Genomic DNA, 19739 nt, shown 5'->3' on the forward strand with positions numbered 1-19739 from the left:
TCATAATTGTAATAATTATGATGCAAATAAAAATAATTAGTATAGTAGGTATCTTTACATACTAATTTATTAGCTTTATCTGTGATTTTTATAAAAATATTATATTACTCTATTATTATTTAAAAAACATTTGTTTATTATCTTATAAAGTATTCTACCATCCTCTATTGGAATTTTTGCATTATCAATCCTAAATAATTTATATTTGCTTAGAGTTTTTTGACTTTTAAAACCATCTTCAGTAATTGTAATTTTAAATTTATTATTAAAGCTCTCTTTTGAGTATTTTAGTATTTGATATTCAATATGAGTAAAATATTGTTTACTTGCATCAAGCATACAATGAATCATATGTGTATATCTAATGTTATTAAAGAGTTCGTTATGATTTTCATCATTATTTTCTAAAATTTCTTCAAAATATACGCCATCACTTCCGTTCGAATAGATATATAATTTATCTTCTAATTTAACATAGTCATTCTCGTTAAAAAAATTGAAAGCGCTTTGCAGAAATTGTTTTCTTTCAAAGAATAAAAATCAAGACCTCTTTCTTTTTCTTCATGATTTAAGCTACTTTCACCTACTATGGTGTTATATTCCTCTAATCTTACATTTATTTCTATTTCTATATTTGAATCGAAAGTTCACTAAGTTTGAAAAGTAGGCTAGCTGGTATATTGCCAATCTAAAGCTATTTTTTTGCCATTAAAGTTTTGTCTAGATAAAGCTGCAGATTTCACCAAATGTGTGTATATCTTGTCTGTTTTAGTAATTTTTATCATATTATCCTTGTTTAATTTAATGCCTAGAGAGCAAATACTATTTTCACATTTTATTTTAAATTTCTCTTCATTGTCGTATTTCAAAGTAGTAGCTGGTACTTTTTCTTGCATCGGAAAAAACTCATTAATAATTTTATTGAATTCATCTTCGCTAAATATATTTTCGTATTTATCATTCTTAATTTCAATTTCGTTAGAATCTGCATAACTTAGTAATTTTATTTGTCTTTTAGAACTATTAAATTGTGGGTGTGGTTGTTTTGTTTGCACCTCAATGTCCTTTTTTTAAATTATGATATAGAAAATTTGTTAACATATTAAAATTGTGTTGATGGCATAGTTAGTTATATTGATTTTTTAGCAATAAGCTTTTTGATAGTACTTATACATTTTCCAAACATTTTAGAAAAACTTAAGTATCTAGGGTATATAATCATAATACCAGCTATCAGCCCATTGATATTTAGTTGTCTTCCGCGGCGAGATAGGATCTCTGGAGTTATGTTTTTATCTATAGTTAGTCCCCAGCCGGCGTAAAACGGAGCTCCATAAGTTACTACTACTTTATCACGAATTAATGCGTCATAGCCTGCTGTTGATGTGATAGTATGAACCTCATCACAGGCTTTTATACAACTATCAATGCTAATATTAGTTATAATTTCATCACAGTATTTAAGAATAATTTTCTCATCCTTAAGTCCTTTGCGATTACCGGCTACTACATCAGGATGAACTTTATATATTATATAAGCTTCTGGGTTTTCAGCTCTAACTTGTTTTATTAGTTTTAAAGTGTCATATCCTAAACCACCACATTTGATAGAGGCATCATCTTCTACTTGTGCTGGAATTAGTATTGTTTTTTGCTCCCTTTTTGGTAGTTCTTTATGTTTTAAACAATTGTATTTAGAAAATGAATTATCTAAAATTAGTTTTCTAATCTCTTTTGCTTCTTCTATTAACTCATCGCTAAAATTGGTATTTTTTAGGATATATTCTAATCTACTTGGGGTATTTGGGTCAAAATAAATCCCTATATCATCAACTACAAGCGAGTAGGGTGTGGCGTAATTAGAACCTAGCCCAATTGAGCGAATAAATCCATCTTCAACAATACTAACATTTTTAAAGTATTTTAAAAGTTCTGATTTTTCATAGGTTTTACCCCAAATGAATGCTTTATCTTTTTCGTTTAAATTGTATTTTTTTAGTTTTTTAAGCGATGAAATATAAATAATTTGATTATTGTCCGATTTAAAATAATGCTTAATATAAAATCTCTTATACCATAAAAACCCAAAGAAAAATAATCTCCCTGAATTAGCCTTATAAATTTCTCTAAATTGCACTATGGTTTTCATAGTATCAAAAATATCTGAAATATCTTCAGAGTAGGGATTATAATATTTCGTATATAAAAAATACATAGTATAAAATATTTCTTCAATATTTCTTATTTTTATTCTACGCTCACATTTTTGTTTATCTTTTGTAATTCCCCATCCTGCATAAAAAGGCATTCCATAGCACACACATTCACACCCGCAAAGTAAAGCTTCAAACCCCATTGTTGAAGTTTTTGTATAAACCTTTTTAAAGTTTTGAAGTAAGATTATTGGATTATAACTATCGCTTATAATCTCACATTCTTGTGGAATTTCATTTATGTTTATATCGCTTTGTTTTTTGCCATTTAGTGTATCTGGATGAATTTTTACATAAATTTTAGAACTAGGGTTTTCTTTAATTGTGTCTTTAATCATATCAAGTGAATTAATATTATTAGCTAAACCATATTTAAGTGATAGATCATTTGCACTCTGTAAAATCACTAAAACATTATCTTTATTCCCTAATTCAAATTCCTTGTAAGCATTATTATATTTGCTTATATTGTTATCTACCAGATATTTGATAGCTTTTCTTGCTTTTTGTAATTCATCTTCGCTAAACTCGTAAGTATTTAAAATATTTTCTAATCTACTAGCAGCGGTTGCATCGTAATAAATCCCAATATCATCAAATACTAGTGAAAAGCTATTTTTATCATTAATGCCAAGCCCTAAAGAGCGAATAAGCCCATCTTCAAGTAAGCAAAATTTAGCATTATTTTTTTTAGCTAATTTCTTGGCTATTTTGCCACTTTCCTTTCTTCCCCAGCCATAATAAATACCATTGCAACTTGCATCACGCCAAGAAAGATTTAAAAAGTTTTTAACATTTTTACGAAGTTTGTATTGTTTAAAATATCTAATTAACATAGGATAAAAACCCCTTTTTAGGGGTAAAAATTATTTTTTACTTTCTTTTAGTGCAATGTGTAATTCATTTAGCTGAGCATAAGCAACTTTGCTTGGTGCGTCAGTCATTAGGCATTGCGCTCTTTGAGTTTTAGGGAATGCTATTACATCTCTAATTGAGCTAGATTTTGTAACTAGCATTAATAATCTATCAAGCCCTATTGCAAATCCACCATGACTAGGTGCTCCATAGCTTAACGCATCTAGTAAAAAGCCAAATTTTTCTTTTTGTTCATCTTCACTAATTCCAAGTAATTTAAATACTTTTTGTTGAATATCGCTTCTATGAATCCTTATACTTCCACCACCAAGCTCAACTCCGTTTAATACTATATCATAAGCAATAGAATTTATCTCATCAATTGGTGCATCGATATTTTTTGGCATTGTGAATGGATGGTGCATTGCCGAATAGCTTCCATCATCATTTTGCTCAAACATAGGAAAGTCAACAACCCATAAAAACTCAAATTTATTTTCATCAATAATCTTTAATTCATTCGCTAAGAATAATCTAAATCTTCCCATATAATCTAAAACGGTTTTTTTAGCACCAACGCCGAAGAATACTACATCTCCTACACTAAAATCTGCTTTTTCTTTTAAGAAATTTATAAGTTCAGCACCTTCATCATCAAAAAATTTAGTTAATGGTCCTTTTGGTCCATCTTCTTTCATTTGAATAAACGCTAGACCTTTAGCACCAAATTTTCTAACATATTCTTCAAATCCTTGCATTTGGCGTTTTGAAAAAATATTATCTCCATTTTTAACAATAATTGCTTTTACACGATTTTTCTTAGTATCTTTTGCAGGTTCGCTAAAAATAGCGTTATTTGACTTTGCAAAAATGTGTGCAACATCAATCATCGGCATATCAAATCTTAAATCAGGTTTATCACTTCCATAAAGCTCCATTGCTTCATTATAGGTCATTCTTTTTACTTTTTCAGGCATTATAATGCCAACACTTGCAAATGTTTCTCTTAAGAAAGTTTCAGCATTTTGCATAACCATTTCTTGGTCGCAAAAACTCATCTCAACATCTATTTGAGTAAATTCAGGTTGTCTATCAGCTCTTAAATCTTCATCTCTAAAGCATTTTGCAATTTGAAAGTATTTATCAAACCCAGCAACCATTAAAAGTTGTTTGAATAATTGTGGGCTTTGTGGTAACGCATAAAATTCGCCTTCATGCACACGAGATGGAACTAAATAATCTCTTGCACCTTCAGGTGTAGCTTTTGTTAAAATCGGAGTTTCTACTTCCATAAATCCTAATTTTGTTAAAGCATTTCTAGCTGCTGTTGTAATGATTGAACGCTTTTTAAAATTATCTAATAATTTAGGATTTCTAAGACTTAAAAATCTATATTTTAGTCTTAATTCTTCATTAACATTTAAATCATTTATATCAAAAGGTAGTGCTTTTGCACTATTAATTAGTTCAATTTTGCTACATACTATTTCAATTTCTCCGGTTTTTAGTCTTGGATTTACTAAACCTTCGCCTCTAGCTCTAATCTTACCTTTAGCACTTATTACATACTCATCTCTTAAGCTGCTTGCTATTTCGTGAGCATTTTTGTTTATTTCAGGGTCACATACTAATTGAATAATACCTTCTTTATCTCTTAAATCTAAAAATACAACTCCACCATGGTCGCGGTAGCTATTTACAAATCCAGCTACAACTACTTCTTCATCAATGTTTTTAATGCTAAGCTCAGTGCTATAATGTGTTCTCAATTTCTTTCCTTAACATGAATTTTTATTAAATTAATTGATTTTTACTCAAAAATTGTAAATTTATAATAAAAAGAATAAGAAAAGATTATGAAAAATAAAGAAATTAAAAAAATAATTATATTTTGCAAATTAGGTTTAGAAGATAGTTTGGAATTAAATAATATAAAAAATTATCTTAATAGTAAAAATATTGAATATTTAATATATATAAATGATAGAAAAAATGAAATAGAATTTGATTTAGAAAATGTGGGATTATTAATATCCTTAGGTGGAGATGGAAATATAATTTCAGCTTGTAGATATCTAGCAAATTCTAATATTCCTGTATTTGGAGTAAATGCCGGTAATTTAGGCTTTTTAACGGAGTTTAAAACTACAGAATTTGAAACCGGTATGAATGAGTTTTTAAGTGGTTCATATAAACTTGAGCGACCATTTTTACTAAGTGTTCAAATAAAGCTAAATAATGGCAAAATCTTACAAAAATATGCTTTTAATGACGCAGTATTTAATAGAGCAAATCATTTATTATTAGCGGATATAAAAACGAGTTTTAAAGGAGATATTTTTAATAACTATAATGCCGATGGGCTTATAATCTCCACTCCTTCAGGCTCAACTGCTTATAATCTTAGTGCAGGCGGCTCAATTATTTATCCATTAAGCCGTGTTTTTATGCTAACTCCAATTTGTTCTCATTCGCTTACTCAAAGACCAATAGTATTACCTAAAAGTTTTTTTATTGATGTTATGAGTGCAAATTGCACTTTAAGTATAGATGGGCAAGAAGTATTTAATAAAGATGAATTTAAAAGCGTTAGAATAGGGCTTAGTAATGTAAGAGCAAATATCATTAGGCGTAAAAATAGCTCTTATTTTAGGGTTTTAAATGAAAAGCTTAATTGGGGAGAAGTAAGATGATAGAAAGATTATATTTTACAAATAATATAACTTTTGATGAACTTAACTTAGAATTTAAAAATGGTCTTATAGTTTTTACAGGTTCTAGTGGAGCTGGAAAATCAGTGATTTTTAAAAGCATATTAGCAGCTTTTGGAATTTTTGAAAGCAGTGCAAGTCTTTTAGAAATTAGCATAGATGATAAGATAAATGATGAAAGTATAGAAAATTCTAATCCAAATGTTTTTAGGGTTAAAAAGGATAAAGTTACTAGATATTTTATAAACAATCAAGCAGTTTCAAAAAAGATTATGAGTGAGCTAAATGCTAGTAATATTCGCTATTTATCGGCTAAAAATTATGATGATTTTGAGCCAAATTATTTATTAAAAATGCTAGATTTAATTATAATTAAAAAAGAGCAAAATTATGAAAATACTTTAAATGAATATAAAAATAATTTTAAAAAATTAGATGAATTAGAAAAAGAATACAAAAAATTATGTGAAGATGAAAATAAAATCAATGATTTAAAAGAATTATTAAGCTTAGAAATTAAAAAAATTAAAGATATAAATCCAAAAATAGGCGAATATGAAAAATTATTAGATATTAAAACCAAGCTTTCAAAAAGAGATAAAATAGAACAAGCTTTAAGAAAATCAGAAGGCATTTTTACCTATGAGAGCAGTGTTTTAGAGCTTTTAAGATTAGCTAATATTGATAGTGAATTTTTTGTAAGTGCTATGAATGAATTAAATGATATTTATAATGATTTAAATAATGATAGTAGTGAATTAGATATTGAAGAGATTTTAAATAGACTAGAAAAGCTTCATTATCTAGTAAAGCGTTATGGAAGCGTTGAAGATGCGTTAAATATTCTTAAAGATAAAGAAAAAGAATTAAATATTTATGAAAATATTGATTACGAAAAAGACAATATTGAAAAAGAGCTTAAAACTCTAAAAAATAAGCTTATAAGCGATGCGAAAGCTATATCAAAAATAAGATTAATTTACCTTAATGAACTTGAGTGTAAAATTAATGATTATCTAAATTTGTTATACTTAGACAAAATTGCTCTTAGGTTAGTGGAATTTGAACTAGGAATTAACGGCATAGATAGATTTGAAATCAGTCTAAATAAAGCAGGTTTTAAAGAGATTAGCTCGGGCGAGTTAAATAGATTAAGACTTGCATTTTTGGCTAGTTTTGCTGATTTTATTGATTATGCGAATGGTTATATATTTTTAGATGAGATAGATGCTAATTTAAGCGGAAAAGAGGCTATTAGTATTGCAAATGTAATTAGTAAATTGAGTAAGCATTATCAAATATTTGTAATAACTCATATGCCTTGGATTTGTGCAAAAGCAAATCAGCATTTTTTAGTAAGTAAAGAAAACAATAAAAGCTTTGCAAGAGAGCTTAGAAAAGATGAAGTAGCAAATGAACTTGCAAGAATGATTAGTGATGAGAATATCAGCCAATCAGCCTTAGATTTTGCAAAAACCATATTAGAAGGAAAAGAATGAAATTACTATTAGTAGATGACAATAAGATGTTAGCTAAAGCAATAGCAAAAAAAGTTAGTGGCGCATTAAATTGCGAATTTGATGTAGCTTATGATTTTGCAGAGGCTAAAGAGTTGCTAGATAATAATCAGTATTTTGCTGCATTACTTGATTTATGTTTGCCTGATGCTATGCATGGTCAAGTTGTTGATTATGCTCTATCTAAGAAAATTCCAAGTATTATTCTAACTGGACTTGATGATGACGCTACAAGAAAAAGTTTTATGGATAAAGACATTGTTGATTATGTGCTAAAAGAAGGTAGCGAATGTGTTGATTATATAATAGATATTATTGAACGCTTACAAAGAAACGAAAATACGAAAATTATAGTGGCTGAAGATTCAATGGCTATGAGAAATATTATTAAAAATATTTTGCAAGCTTACAAATTCCAAGTTTTCCCAGCAGCTCATGGAGCTGAAGCATTAGGATATTTAGAACAACACCCTGATGTAAAACTTATTTTAACAGACAAAGAAATGCCAGCAGTTTCTGGTGAAGAGCTTATAAAAGAAGTTAGAAAATCTTATAATAAAAATCAATTAGGAATAATAGTTTTAACAGCTCACGGAAGTGATGATGTTGGTGCTAGAATGCTAAAAACCGGAGCAAATGATTTTATTCAAAAACCATTTTCAAGAGAGAATATTATTTGTAGGATTAATAATAGTATAGATTTAATTTATTATTCAGAACAACTAAAAGAAAGTGCTGAAAAGGACTTTTTAACAAAATTAAATAATAGAAAAAGCTTTTTTGAGGCTAGCAAAGAATATTATTCAAAAATCAATGATGATGTTGATTTTGCTGTATTAATGATAGATATAGATAAATTTAAAAACATTAACGATACACTAGGTCATGCTGCAGGAGATAGCGTTATTGTTCAATGTGGTCAGACTCTACTTGAACAAGTTAAGGGCGGGGATATGGTTGCTAGATTTGGTGGCGAAGAATTTTGTTTATTAATTAAAAATATTAAGAAAGAAGACGCTATTAAAATGGCAGTGAAAATTAGAAGCGCAATTAAATCAACTCCTGCTATGTATCTTGATAAACCAATTAATTTCACAGCTTCAATAGGAGTTGCAGTAGGCTCTAAAAAATCAGAAATAGAAGAAATGATTAAAAAAGCTGATGAAGCTTTATACGACGCTAAAAGAAATGGTCGTGATAGAGTTGAAGTTTATGAAGGCGAATAATAGTGATAATTGATACTCATACACATTTAGATGATGAAAGATATGATGATATCTTAGATGAAGTTTTGCTTAATGCTAGTAATGAAGAAGTAAAACTTCATATTATTCCAGGTGCTGATATAAAAACATTACAAAAAGCTCGTGATATTTCACATAAATATGATAATGTATATTTTGCTGCTGGAGTTCATCCTTATGATATACAAGATTTTGATTTAGACTACTTAAAGAGTTTTTTAGAAGATAGTAAATGTGTTGCAATAGGAGAATGTGGTTTAGATTATTATAAAAATCCTAGCGAAGAAGAAAAAAAGCTACAAAAAGAAGTATTCAAAAAACAGATTGAACTATCAATTGAACGAAAACTACCATTAATAATACATATAAGAGACGCAAATGCTGATTCTTTAGAAATATTAAAGGCTTATAAAGAAGCTTTTGGAGTATTGCATTGTTTTAATGCAAGTCCAATTCTATTGGAATTAAGCGATAGATTTTATTATGGAATTGGAGGAGTGCTTACATTTAAAAATGCAAAAAACTTAGTTGAAATCTTACCTAAAATCAAAACAGATAGATTACTTATAGAAACTGATTCACCTTATCTTACCCCGCATCCACACAGGGGGACTTTAAATGAGCCAAAATATTGCAAATTAGTTGCACAAAAAATGGCAGAAATACTAAATAAATCAATTGAGGAGATAGAAGAACTTACAACAAATAACGCAAAAAAATTATTTAAAGGATTAATTTGAAAAAATTTATATTATTAATAGTTACAAGTATTTGTTTATATGCGAATTTTTCAGTAGATAAATACGATAAACAAGAAAAAATCTTAAAAAGTATTGATGTAGATTTAAGATATTTACAAGACCAATCTTTTATGGAAATTTTTTACGATATGAGTGAAAGAGAAGTGCTTTATTTTACAAAAGTATTGAATGAAGCTAATATGAATATTCCAATTATTAAAGCAATTTTAAAAAAAGAAGGTGTTCCTGATGTTTTTTTATATCTTGCTATGGTTGAGAGTAATTTTAAAACAGATGCTAAATCTGGAGTAAAAGCTACAGGTGTTTGGCAATTTATGGAACCTACTGCTAAGAATTTTGGTCTAAAAATTGACAAATTTATTGATGAAAGAAAAGATGTTGTAGCTGCTAGTGTTGCTGCTGCAAAATATTTGCATAGGCTAAAAGATGAATTTGGTAAATGGTATTTAGCTATTTTTGCCTACAATTGTGGAAATGGCTGTGTTAGAAAAGCTATTAAAAATGCAGGTAGTGATGAATTAAGTGTATTATTAGATGAAGACCAAAAATATTTACCTAAAGAAACAAGAAGATTTTTCAAAAAGATTTTAAGTACTAGTTTAATAGCAGAAAATGATATTGCTAAGTATGGTGATATTTATTTGTTAAATCAAGTTATGGCACTTAATATAGGTAAAGTTGATGTAAAACCAAAAGAGAGTTTATCATCAATTGCTAGAAAAGCTGGGATTAGCTTAAGTGAATTTAAAGATTTAAACCCACAATTTAAAGGCGATTTTGCACCACCTTATAATTATTATGCTTATTTACCAATAGAAAAGATAGCAGCTTATAAAGATAACTCAAATCCTATTAAGTATGCTAAAAATAATGTAAAAAATGTAATAAGCTATAGGGTAAAACAAGGTGATACAATATATGCAATAGCTAAGAAAAATGGTGTTTCTACAAATGCTTTAAGAGCTTATAATAATTTAAAAGATGATAGAATTGGAATTAATCAAACCTTATTAATTCCTGTATTAGTATATGATGATAGTAAGGAGGCTAAAAATTGAAAAAATATTTAGTTTTCGCTAGTTTTTTATTTTTATTTGCTGCTTGTTCAACTACAAGTAGCTTAAACCAAAATTATAATTATGGAGTAGCTAAACCAAATACTCCAGCTACAATGAGACCTTATACAATAAATGGTAAGACTTATTATCCAAGTAAGGTTGATATTGGAGATACTGAAACTGGCATTGCTAGTTGGTATGGTCCAGGTTTTCATGGTAAAAAGACTTCAAATGGAGAAACTTTTAATACAAATTCTATGACAGCAGCTCATAAAACTTTACCTATGAATACAATGGTTAGGGTTGATAATTTAGAAAATGGAAAAAGTGTTGTAGTAAGAGTTAATGATAGAGGGCCATTTGTTGCTGGAAGAATTATTGATTTATCAAATCGTGCAGCGCATGAAATAGATATGACTAAAAAAGGCACTGCAAGGGTAAAATTAACTATATTAGGCTTTAATCAAGACAATATTAAACCTCAAATATCTAATACAAATTCCAACATTCAAAATAGTGTAAATAGTATTATGGGTGGAGATTTTATGATACAAATAGGAGCGTTTAAAAGCTCTGCAAATGCTTATAATTTAGCAAAAAGATATGCAAATTATAAAGGTTATACAAGTAAAGTATTAAATTCTAGCGATGGATTTTATAGAGTGTTTTTAAAAGGCTTTAGAAGTGAAGAAGAAGCAAAGGATTTTATAAACTTAGCTAATTTTCTAGGTTCATTTATATTTAGGGAGTAAGAATGATTAAATTAGTTATTTTAGATATTGATGGATGTTTAAGTGATGGTAAAATTATTTATTCTCCTAATGCTGATTTGATTAAAGAATTTAATGTAAAAGATGGAGCTGCTATTTTAAAAGCTAAAGAATTGGGTATAAAATTTGCAATTATTACAGGAAGAAGTTCTGAAGTTGTTTTAAATAGGGCAAGAGATTTAGGCATTGAATATGTATATTGTGGTATTAAAGATAAGCTAAGTTGTGCTAAAACATTACTGAAAGATTTAAATATTACTTTTGATGAAGTTGCTGCAATAGGGGACTATTATAACGATTTAGACCTTTTAAAATCTGTTAAGCTACCTTTTATTCCTAAAGATGGGGCAAAAATTTTTGGAAGAATTTTAAATACAAAAGGTGGATATGGTTGTGTGCATGAAATGCTTGAAATTATTGTAAAAGAAAATAATCAATTAAAGCAGTGGATTAAGTGTTAATAAAAACTTTTAATATTATTTTAGTTTCTATGCTATCTATGCTTTTTTTTATAATAATACAAAAGCCTTATGATATTGATAAGATGAATTATCAACTTGATTTTAAAAGCCTTGAAGCTAATGACATTATTGGTTATGAGCTTAGTAATAAGCTTGAAAAAATAGCTTATGCTAAGCAATATTACAAAATAAATAATCAAGATAATTTGATAGATTTGAGTATAAATGATTTAGAAAAGCATTTAAGTAGTAATAAGGCAACTAAAGAAAATAATATTATAGTATTAAATGGCGATGTTAAATATAAAGATAATCTAATTAAGCTTGAAAGCGATGTATTAAATTATTCAATAAATGAAAAAATCTTAAGCTCTTTGAGTAAAACTAAAGTAACCTATAATAATAGTTTAATTAATGCTAATTCTTTTAGTTATAATTTAAATTCTTCAGATTTATTATTAAAAGAGGTTGATTTATGTATAGAAAAATAGTTATTTTATTATTATCTTTATGTAGTTTATATGCTGAAAAAATTGAGATTAATGCAAAAATTTTTGAAGGTAATAAAGATAATCAAACTGGGGTATTTAGCAAAGATGTTAGCATAAGGCAAGGTAAAGATTATTTAAATTGTCAAGTATTGACAATAAGAACAAATAAGGATAATAAAATTGCTAGCTATGAAGCACAATATGTAACAAGTTTTTCTATAAGTTTAAATAAAGATAATTTCAAAGGTAAAGCAGATAAGATTGTTTATGATGTAAATAAAAATACTTATGAGCTTATAGGGAATGTTAAAATTACAGAAAATAACAAAGAATTATCAGCAGATTATATTTATATAAACCAAAATGATGGAACATATAAAGTAAAAAGCGATAAAGCTAATAAGCCAGTTAAATTAATTTTTGAGATAGCAAAATGAATATAGTAAGTGCAAAATTTTTAATATCTTGTGAAAAATATTTTCAAACACAAGAATATAATTTAGGTGAAATTGCTTTTTTAGGTCGTTCTAATGTAGGTAAAAGCTCTTTAATAAATGCTTTAGCAAATCACAAAGGTCTTGCAAAATCATCTTCAACTCCAGGAAAAACTCAATTAATTAATTTTTTTGAAGTTACATTTGCGGATAAAAACAAATTGATTTTAATAGATTTACCAGGTTTTGGATATGCAAGGGTTTCTAAGGATAAAAAAGCTGCTTGGAACAAGAATTTAAATGAATTTTTACAAAAAAGAAAAGAAATAAAATGTTTTATTCATTTAATAGACTCAAGACACGATGATTTAGATATAGATGAAGGTGTTTATGAATATTTACAATATTTTATGAATGAAAATCAAATTTATATAAAGGTTTTTACAAAAATTGATAAATTAAATCAGAGTGAATTTTCAAAACTAAAATCAAAATATAAAGATGCAATTTATGTATCAAGTGCTAGTAAAAAAGGTATAGATAAATTGCAGGAAAAAATATATGAGTTTATTAAATGAAAGAACGAGTTGGGTTAAGCTATTATATAACAATATTTGTTTTATTTTTTTACCAATTACTATGCTCTATTACATTTTTTTTACCACCTTTACTCGGAGTTTTTTTTGTATTTTTGATTATACATTTTAAAAAAAGTGGTTTTGATAAAACTAGCTTGCTTATTATTTTATATCTATGTCTTATTGAAATAACCCACGGATTAGTGCTGTTTAGCACTACAATAGCGTTTTTAATATTTTTTTATTATTTTTATGATAAGTTGATTTACAAACTTAAAAATAGGGATATTTTGATAAGTATTTTTATAATATTTGTATATTTTATAGATATATTTTTAAATTTATTATTTTCTTATTTATTTGAACTAGAAGTGCTTAAATTAAGCAATATTTTTATTTATTATATATGCCTTGAATCTTTATTATCAATTATTTTGTTTAGAGGTATTGTGTGAGATTAAAATTTGTAATTTTTGTAATATTGTCATTTTTTATAATGCTACTTTCTAGGGTATATTGGCTTAGTATTTATAGCAATGATTATTATGAAGAACTAGCACAAAAGAATTCAACCAAAGAAGAATTAATTCCGCCTATTAGAGGGATAATATTAGATAGAAATAATACCCCATTAGCTGTTAATCAGCTCGGATTTTCAATATCTTTAAAACCACATTTAAGTAGTAATTTATTAGATGTAACAACTAATAAAATTCTAAAATGCTTTAGTGATTTAGATATTGATAAAATTATTAAAATATATAAAAGAGAAAATAGCTATTACAATCAAGATGAAATAGAAATTATAGATTTTATAGAGTATGAGAAGATAAATCCTTGTTATTTTGAGCTGAATTTAGATGATAATATATTAATAAAACCAAGTGTTAAAAGACTATATCCATTTAATTCTTTAGCAAGTCATATAATAGGCTATGTGGCAAGGGCAAATGCTGAAGATATGGTAAATAATGATGTTGTAAAAGTTACAAAAAAAATTGGAAAAACAGGCATAGAAAAATATTATGATGATATATTACAAGGCACGCCTGGTAAAAAAGTTACAAAAGTAAATTCCATCAATCAAGAAGTAGAAGAAATTGAGTTTAAAAAACCAATTATGGAAAATGACATAAAACTCACTATTGATATAAGAATGCAGCAATACTTAGATGAATTATTTAAAAATATTAGTGGTTCAGCAGTTGTTTTAAATATTGAAGATGGCTCAATTGTTGCAGCAGGTTCTTATCCAGAGTATGATTTAAATCCTTTTGTTACTGGAATTTCACAAAACGAATGGGATATGATGATACAAGATTTAGACCATCCATTTACAAATAAGATTATAAATGGTCGTTATCCACCAGGTTCGGTTGTCAAAATGGGCGTAGGCTTATCGTTTTTACAAAGTGGTAAAATAGATACAAATACTACTTTTACTTGTTCTGGTTCTTTTGATTTTGGTGGTAGAAAATTTAGATGCCATAATGTATATGGGCATGGGGTTATGGATTTAAGAACTGCTATTAGGTCAAGTTGTGATGATTATTTTTATAAAGGCAGTTTAAAAGTTGGAATAGCTGATATAAGTGCAAGTTTATATAAGCTTGGATTTGGTAGAAAAACAGATATTGATTTACCACTTGAGAGTGTTGGTATATTACCAAATAAAGTATGGAAAAGTTCAAGATATAATCAGCCTTGGTATCAAGGTGAAACTTTAATTACTAGCATAGGGCAAGGTAATTTCCTAGCAACTCCAATGCAAGTAGCAGTCTATACAGCAAAATTAGCTAGTGGATACGAAATAAAGCCACATTTTGTAGATGAAATAAATAAAGAAAAAGTTGAAATTGTTAAAAAAGATATTTTTACTCAAAGCGAACAACAAGATTTAAAATATATTAGAGCAGCTATGTATGATGTAGCAAATACACCTAAAGGCACAGGATATAAACCTTTATTGGAGAGTAAAATCACATTAGCAGCTAAAACAGGCACAGCGCAAGTAGTAGGGATTTCTCAAAGTGAAAAAAAGCGTATGAAAGAAGAAAATATGGAATATTATACAAGAAGCCACGCTTGGATGAATGCTTATGGACCTTATGAAGAGCCAAAATATGCCGTGGTTGTTCTAGTTGAGCATGGAATGCACGGAGGTGCTACTTCTGGGCCAATTGTTGCAAAAATATTTAATAAATTATTAGAATTAGGCTATATTGATGAGCAATATCAAAAGGGATTTAAAAAACATAAATGATATTTCAAATTCTAAATGTATTAAAGATAAATTATTATGATTAGCCTATTTTTTTGCAAGGATTTATATGTTTAGAGCATTTTATTTATCTAAAAAATGGTTTTTATGGTCTTGGGGCGGGAGTTTGCTTATTTTACTTGCAATTTTTTCTCAAACCTTACTTAATGTACAAATCAATAATTGGTATAAAGATTTTTATAATCTCTTACAAGCAGCACCACAAAATAGCACCTACGAGCAGTTTTTAAGTGGCTTGAGTGATTTTTTATTTATAGCTTTACCTTATATTTTAATAGCTACATTAACAGCGTTTTTTTCTAGGCATTTTGCTTTTGCTTGGAGAGAAGCTATTACATTTGCTTATCTTAAGGCTTGGCGTAAGAATAATGATTATATAGAAGGCTCATCACAGCGTATTCAAGAAGATATATATAGATTTGCAAAAATCGTTGAGAGCTTGGGTGTTGATATTATAAAGGCTTTTATGACCTTGATTGCTTTTTTGCCTATTTTATATACTTTAGGGGCTAATTTAGTTTTGCCTATTTTTAATTTTCAATCAGGTTTAATTATGTGGGCTTTATTAACAAGCGTTGGTGGTCTTATTATATCTTGGTTTGTTGGAATTAAACTTCCTAATCTTGAATATAACAATCAAAAAGCCGAAGCTGCTTTTAGAAAAGAGTTAGTTTATGCAGAAAATGATAGAACCAATCACGCATTACCAGAGCAAATGTTTGAGCTTTTTACAGGGCTTAAGTTTAATTACAAAAGATTGTTTTTGCACTATGGATATTTTGATGTTTGGCTATATTTATACGAGCAATTTATGGTGATTTTTGCTTATTTGATAGTAGGGCAAAATTTATTCTTAGGAATAATTGCCCTAGGTGTTTTAGTTCAAATCAATAATGCTTTTAGTAGTGTTCGCTCAAGTTTTAGTGTTCTTACTAAAAACTGGACAACTATTACAGAATTAAGAAGTATTCACAAGCGTTTAAAAGAATTTGAAGAGCATATTAATTTTAAAATTAATTCTTAATTTATGTTATTTTGAATTAATTTTATTTGTATAAACTAATGGCATTTTTTAATTTTTAATAAAGGTTATTAATGAATTTTTTACAAAATCAAGCTTTAAAATATACTTGCAATTTTCTTAACAAAGAGCTTAAGTCTAAGTTTAATTTTAAAAATGAAGTTAATTTAGAAAAATCTAAAGATGGTAAAAAGGTAATGCTATATATTCATGTTCCGTTTTGCCATACTTTTTGTCCTTATTGTAGCTTTCACAAATTTGCTTATGATGAAGAATTATGTAAAGAATATTTTAAAACTTTAAGAATTGAATTACAGCAATTTAAGGATTTAGGATACGATTTTAATACACTTTATGTTGGTGGTGGAACTACTTTAATCAATGAAGCAGAACTTATAAAAACACTTAGTTTATGTAAGGATTTATTTAGTATTGAAGAGATTTCTTGTGAGAGTGACCCAAATCATATAAAGCCTGAAGCTTTAAAAGACTTTAAAGGGCTTATTGATAGGCTTAGTTGTGGGGTGCAGAGTTTTGATGATGAAATTTTAAGAAAAGTTAATCGTTTAGAAAAGTTTGGAAATCAAAAAGAATTAGTAAAAAAATTAGAATTAGCTAATGGGATTTTACCAACTTTTAGTATTGATTTGATTTTTAATTTTCCATCACAAACAAAACAAATGTTAATAAAAGATATTGAATTAGCTAAAAATATTGCTCCATCACAAATTACTTTATATCCACTGATGAAATCTAATCTTACTAAAGAAATAATTGCAGCTAAATTAGGCATAGATAAACAAGATAATGAATATGAATTTTATAAGATAATTTGCGAATACTTTAGTGATTATGAGCAAAATAACTCTTGGAGTTTTTCTAAGGATAGAACTAGTTTTAATGATGAATATGTAAGCACACATCACGAATACATTGGTGCTGGTAGTGGGGCTTTTTCTTTTACAAATAATAAGCTTTTAGTAAATGCTTTTAAATTAGATGATTATAAAGCTAAGGTTTTAGCTGGTAAAAATCAAAAATTAGCTCACATAGATTTTAGTCCTGAAGATAGAATTAATTATATTTTTCTAACAGAGTTTTTTAAGGACAATTTGAATATTAATAATTTTAATTCTAATTATAATTGTGATTTAGAAAAACACTTAGGGCTAAAACTAAAAGCAATGCAGACTATTGGAGCAATTAACATAAATAATGGTATTATTAATAATACTTTTTTTGGTAAATATCTAGCACTTACCTTGATGAAAGAATTTTATATAAATATGGATTTAGTAAGGGCTTATTTTAGAAAGGATTTATAATGAAAAAATATTTATTTTTACTAATAAGCTCAATGCTTTTTGCTAGAGAAAATCCATTTGTGCCTATTGTAAAAATCAATAATCCAAGTCCTATTGAAGAGATAAAGGAATTTAAAAAAACAGCTTTTAGTGTTCCAAGCGATGCTAGAATTTTAAATAAAATGAAACTTATTTATACAAATGTAGATGGGACATTGAAAGAATTTGAATTAGATATTAATGAAGCTCTTGATTGGCATAAAGTTTATATGCTACTTGACGCCCAAGAGCTTACAAACCAAGATAAAGAAGAAGCAAAAACTGAATTAAAAGAAGTTGATAAAATAAAACTTGCATTAAAAAATCAAGAAAATGCTAATGATGACAATTCTAATGTGGAGCAAAATACTACTAAAATTACTGAAGTTAAGAAAGAAGAAAACAAAGAAAATAAAATTAGTAAAACTACAGAATATACACCTTTATCATTAGACATATCAAATAATTTTAAAATAGTTATAGACAAAAAAAATATTTCAATTAAAACAAATAGCGAATTAATTAGGGAATTTAGTTTAAAAAAACCAAATAGAATTGTTATGGATTTTAAAATTAATCCAAGTTTAAAAAATAAATCATTTGAAATAAAAGCTAATTATTTTGATGAAATTTATACTGGAGTTCATAGAAATTTTTATCGACTTGTAATAAAACTTGATGGTATATATAATTATAATATTGAAAAAAAATCTAAAGAATATTTAATTAAATTACAATAAAAAGGGGTGTTATGAAAAAAATAATTTTTTTAGGTGCTGGATATGCGAACTTATCTTTAATTAAAAGTCTAAGCAAGGAAGATTTAACAAAGGCTGAATTTTTGCTAATTAATAATAATTCATATCATTATAAAACTACAGAATTACATAAAATTGCAGCAAATGAGAGTGAAAAAAATATCAAAATTCCTTTAAAAGATATAATTCCTAGTGAAATTGTAATTATTCAAGATAGTGCTATTAAAATTGAAGGAAATAAATTATATTGTAAAAATACTGATTATGATTTTGATGAGATTTATGTAGGTTTAGGTGCTAATAAAAATACTTTTGGTATAGAAGGGCTTGATGAAGCTTATGAAATTGGAACTTATGAAGACGCTTTAAAAACTAAAGAAATTATTTATTCTAATTTAGAAAAATCTGAAAGTATTTATAAAAATATTGTAATTTGTGGAGCTGGATTTAGTGGTGTTGAATTATGTGCTTCTATAGCTCAAGTTTGCAAAAGCAAAGGAATTGATGCAAAAATTAGCATAGTTGAAGCTATGGATGAGATTTTGCCTATGTATAACAAAGATTTGGCAAAAGTAGCAAGAAATTATCTTGAAAAATTAGGCGTAAAAGTTTTAACATCTCATAAAATTATTAAAAAAGTTGGGGATAGATTGTATTTAAACAATGAAGATACTTATATAGATTCAAAAAATATAATTTTTACAGCTGGTGTTAAGGGAAGTGAAGTTATTAAAAATAGTGTATTTGAAAACAAAAATAATAGAATATTAGTTAATGGGTTTTTACAAGCGCCAAATTATTCAAATTGTTATATTTTAGGAGATTGTTCTTTAATTATGAATAATGATAGACCATTTGCTCCAACAGCTCAAATAGCTTGCAAGCAAGGTAATTATTTAGCAAGAAGTTTAAGTGCTAGGTTAAATAATGAAGAATTTAAAGAAACATTTATTTATAAAGACCAAGGAAGCGTTTGCTCTCTTAGTGAAAAATATGCCGTTGCAAGTATTCAAGGCAAAGATTTTAGTGGATTTTTAGCAAAAGTTCTTAAAAAAATCACAGAATTAAAATGGCAATATAAATTATTTGGATTTAAAGGTCTATAAATTTTTAATTCAAATTCTTTTTAGAATTTGAATTAAATTTTACAAAAATATTACGAATTTACACACTTTAAAATAAATTACAAAATTACACACAAATCTTACTCTTTATTAAACTTTAAAATCTAATGTTTGCTTAA

19 protein-coding genes are annotated in these 19739 nt (G+C 27.1%); 15 read left to right on the plus strand and 4 right to left on the minus strand.

All coding sequences use genetic code 11. The features are described from left to right. Positions 1-99: 99 nt before the first annotated feature. The 4 genes from KJQ97_RS02375 to aspS form a co-directional block, all read right to left on the minus strand. A complete protein-coding gene (locus KJQ97_RS02375) occupies positions 100-339 on the minus strand; it encodes a hypothetical protein (RefSeq protein ID WP_214119838.1) in 240 nt (79 codons plus the stop codon). A gap of 329 nt (positions 340-668) precedes the next feature. Continuing rightward, complete coding sequence (locus tag KJQ97_RS02380; protein WP_214119839.1) at positions 669-1055, minus strand: hypothetical protein; 387 nt, start codon at positions 1053-1055, stop codon at positions 669-671. A 74-nt stretch (positions 1056-1129) separates the two neighbouring features. Then, the gene (locus KJQ97_RS02385) at positions 1130-3049 is read right to left on the minus strand and encodes a capsule polysaccharide biogenesis protein (protein WP_214119840.1); all 1920 of its coding nucleotides are present in this window, start codon (positions 3047-3049) and stop codon (positions 1130-1132) included. Positions 3050-3079: 30 nt separating this feature from the next. Then, a complete protein-coding gene (aspS, locus tag KJQ97_RS02390; protein WP_214119841.1) occupies positions 3080-4837 on the minus strand; it encodes an aspartate--tRNA ligase in 1758 nt (585 codons plus the stop codon). Between the two features lie 87 nt (positions 4838-4924). Here aspS and KJQ97_RS02395 point away from each other — a divergent pair, with 87 nt between their 5' ends. The 15 genes from KJQ97_RS02395 to KJQ97_RS02460 all read left to right on the plus strand — a co-directional run bounded on the left by KJQ97_RS02395 (position 4925) and on the right by KJQ97_RS02460 (position 19602). Then, the gene (locus tag KJQ97_RS02395) at positions 4925-5761 is read left to right on the plus strand and encodes an NAD(+)/NADH kinase (protein WP_214119842.1); all 837 of its coding nucleotides are present in this window, start codon (positions 4925-4927) and stop codon (positions 5759-5761) included. Next, a complete protein-coding gene (locus KJQ97_RS02400; protein WP_214119843.1) occupies positions 5758-7278 on the plus strand; it encodes an AAA family ATPase in 1521 nt (506 codons plus the stop codon). The genes KJQ97_RS02395 and KJQ97_RS02400 overlap by 4 nt, the downstream gene beginning before the upstream one ends. Then, complete coding sequence (locus tag KJQ97_RS02405) at positions 7275-8522, plus strand: GGDEF domain-containing response regulator (RefSeq protein ID WP_214117982.1); 1248 nt, start codon at positions 7275-7277, stop codon at positions 8520-8522. The genes KJQ97_RS02400 and KJQ97_RS02405 overlap by 4 nt, the downstream gene beginning before the upstream one ends. A 2-nt stretch (positions 8523-8524) precedes the next feature. Continuing rightward, the gene (locus KJQ97_RS02410; RefSeq protein WP_214119844.1) at positions 8525-9280 is read left to right on the plus strand and encodes a TatD family hydrolase; all 756 of its coding nucleotides are present in this window, start codon (positions 8525-8527) and stop codon (positions 9278-9280) included. Beyond that, the gene (locus tag KJQ97_RS02415) at positions 9277-10359 is read left to right on the plus strand and encodes a lytic transglycosylase domain-containing protein (protein WP_214117987.1); all 1083 of its coding nucleotides are present in this window, start codon (positions 9277-9279) and stop codon (positions 10357-10359) included. The genes KJQ97_RS02410 and KJQ97_RS02415 overlap by 4 nt, the downstream gene beginning before the upstream one ends. Beyond that, positions 10356-11111, plus strand: a complete 756-nt coding sequence (locus tag KJQ97_RS09900; protein WP_284444073.1) for a septal ring lytic transglycosylase RlpA family protein — start codon at positions 10356-10358, stop codon at positions 11109-11111. The genes KJQ97_RS02415 and KJQ97_RS09900 overlap by 4 nt, the downstream gene beginning before the upstream one ends. Positions 11112-11113: 2 nt before the next feature. Further along, positions 11114-11590 carry a KdsC family phosphatase gene (locus KJQ97_RS02425; protein ID WP_214117989.1) on the plus strand — a complete coding sequence of 159 codons (477 nt, stop codon included), beginning with the start codon at positions 11114-11116 and terminating at the stop codon, positions 11588-11590. Next, positions 11584-12081: an LPS export ABC transporter periplasmic protein LptC gene (gene lptC / locus KJQ97_RS02430; RefSeq protein WP_214117990.1), complete on the plus strand. Its 498-nt coding sequence runs from the start codon at positions 11584-11586 to the stop codon at positions 12079-12081. The genes KJQ97_RS02425 and lptC overlap by 7 nt, the downstream gene beginning before the upstream one ends. After that, entirely contained in the window at positions 12066-12518 is a 453-nt protein-coding gene (lptA, locus tag KJQ97_RS02435; RefSeq protein ID WP_214119845.1) for a lipopolysaccharide transport periplasmic protein LptA, read from the plus strand. Before lptC ends, lptA begins: the two co-directional genes overlap by 16 nt. After that, the gene (gene yihA, locus KJQ97_RS02440) at positions 12515-13093 is read left to right on the plus strand and encodes a ribosome biogenesis GTP-binding protein YihA/YsxC (RefSeq protein WP_214119846.1); all 579 of its coding nucleotides are present in this window, start codon (positions 12515-12517) and stop codon (positions 13091-13093) included. Before lptA ends, yihA begins: the two co-directional genes overlap by 4 nt. A 451-nt stretch (positions 13094-13544) precedes the next feature. Then, complete coding sequence (gene mrdA, locus KJQ97_RS02445; RefSeq protein ID WP_214119847.1) at positions 13545-15356, plus strand: penicillin-binding protein 2; 1812 nt, start codon at positions 13545-13547, stop codon at positions 15354-15356. Positions 15357-15423: 67 nt separating this feature from the next. Continuing rightward, positions 15424-16398, plus strand: coding sequence for a putative transporter (locus KJQ97_RS02450; RefSeq protein WP_214117998.1), 975 nt, complete (start codon positions 15424-15426; stop codon positions 16396-16398). A gap of 71 nt (positions 16399-16469) precedes the next feature. Continuing rightward, positions 16470-17720 carry a coproporphyrinogen III oxidase family protein gene (locus KJQ97_RS02455; RefSeq protein ID WP_239802643.1) on the plus strand — a complete coding sequence of 417 codons (1251 nt, stop codon included), beginning with the start codon at positions 16470-16472 and terminating at the stop codon, positions 17718-17720. After that, positions 17720-18478 (plus strand): AMIN domain-containing protein, encoded by a 759-nt coding sequence (locus KJQ97_RS09790; RefSeq protein WP_250325844.1) that lies wholly within the window; start codon positions 17720-17722, stop codon positions 18476-18478. Before KJQ97_RS02455 ends, KJQ97_RS09790 begins: the two co-directional genes overlap by 1 nt. An 11-nt stretch (positions 18479-18489) precedes the next feature. Then, positions 18490-19602, plus strand: coding sequence for an NAD(P)/FAD-dependent oxidoreductase (locus KJQ97_RS02460; RefSeq protein WP_214119848.1), 1113 nt, complete (start codon positions 18490-18492; stop codon positions 19600-19602). Positions 19603-19739 lie beyond the last annotated feature (137 nt).

The organism is Campylobacter sp. 2018MI01 (assembly GCF_018501205.1).
Taxonomy (GTDB): Bacteria; Campylobacterota; Campylobacteria; order Campylobacterales; family Campylobacteraceae; genus Campylobacter_E.

Excerpts from the sequence above, each read along its gene's own strand:
- KJQ97_RS02455 (WP_239802643.1), top strand. The coding sequence starts at position 16,470 with ATGAATTTTTTACAAAATCAAGCTTTAAAATATACTTGCAATTTTCTT.
- KJQ97_RS02375 (WP_214119838.1), bottom strand. The coding sequence starts at position 339 with ATGCTTGATGCAAGTAAACAATATTTTACTCATATTGAATATCAAATA.
- KJQ97_RS02460 (WP_214119848.1), top strand. The coding sequence starts at position 18,490 with ATGAAAAAAATAATTTTTTTAGGTGCTGGATATGCGAACTTATCTTTA.
- KJQ97_RS02450 (WP_214117998.1), top strand. The coding sequence starts at position 15,424 with ATGTTTAGAGCATTTTATTTATCTAAAAAATGGTTTTTATGGTCTTGG.
- yihA (WP_214119846.1), top strand. The coding sequence starts at position 12,515 with ATGAATATAGTAAGTGCAAAATTTTTAATATCTTGTGAAAAATATTTT.
- KJQ97_RS02425 (WP_214117989.1), top strand. The coding sequence starts at position 11,114 with ATGATTAAATTAGTTATTTTAGATATTGATGGATGTTTAAGTGATGGT.
- KJQ97_RS09790 (WP_250325844.1), top strand. The coding sequence starts at position 17,720 with ATGAAAAAATATTTATTTTTACTAATAAGCTCAATGCTTTTTGCTAGA.
- KJQ97_RS02385 (WP_214119840.1), bottom strand. The coding sequence starts at position 3,049 with ATGTTAATTAGATATTTTAAACAATACAAACTTCGTAAAAATGTTAAA.
- KJQ97_RS02395 (WP_214119842.1), top strand. The coding sequence starts at position 4,925 with ATGAAAAATAAAGAAATTAAAAAAATAATTATATTTTGCAAATTAGGT.
- KJQ97_RS02405 (WP_214117982.1), top strand. The coding sequence starts at position 7,275 with ATGAAATTACTATTAGTAGATGACAATAAGATGTTAGCTAAAGCAATA.
- lptA (WP_214119845.1), top strand. The coding sequence starts at position 12,066 with ATGTATAGAAAAATAGTTATTTTATTATTATCTTTATGTAGTTTATAT.
- KJQ97_RS02400 (WP_214119843.1), top strand. The coding sequence starts at position 5,758 with ATGATAGAAAGATTATATTTTACAAATAATATAACTTTTGATGAACTT.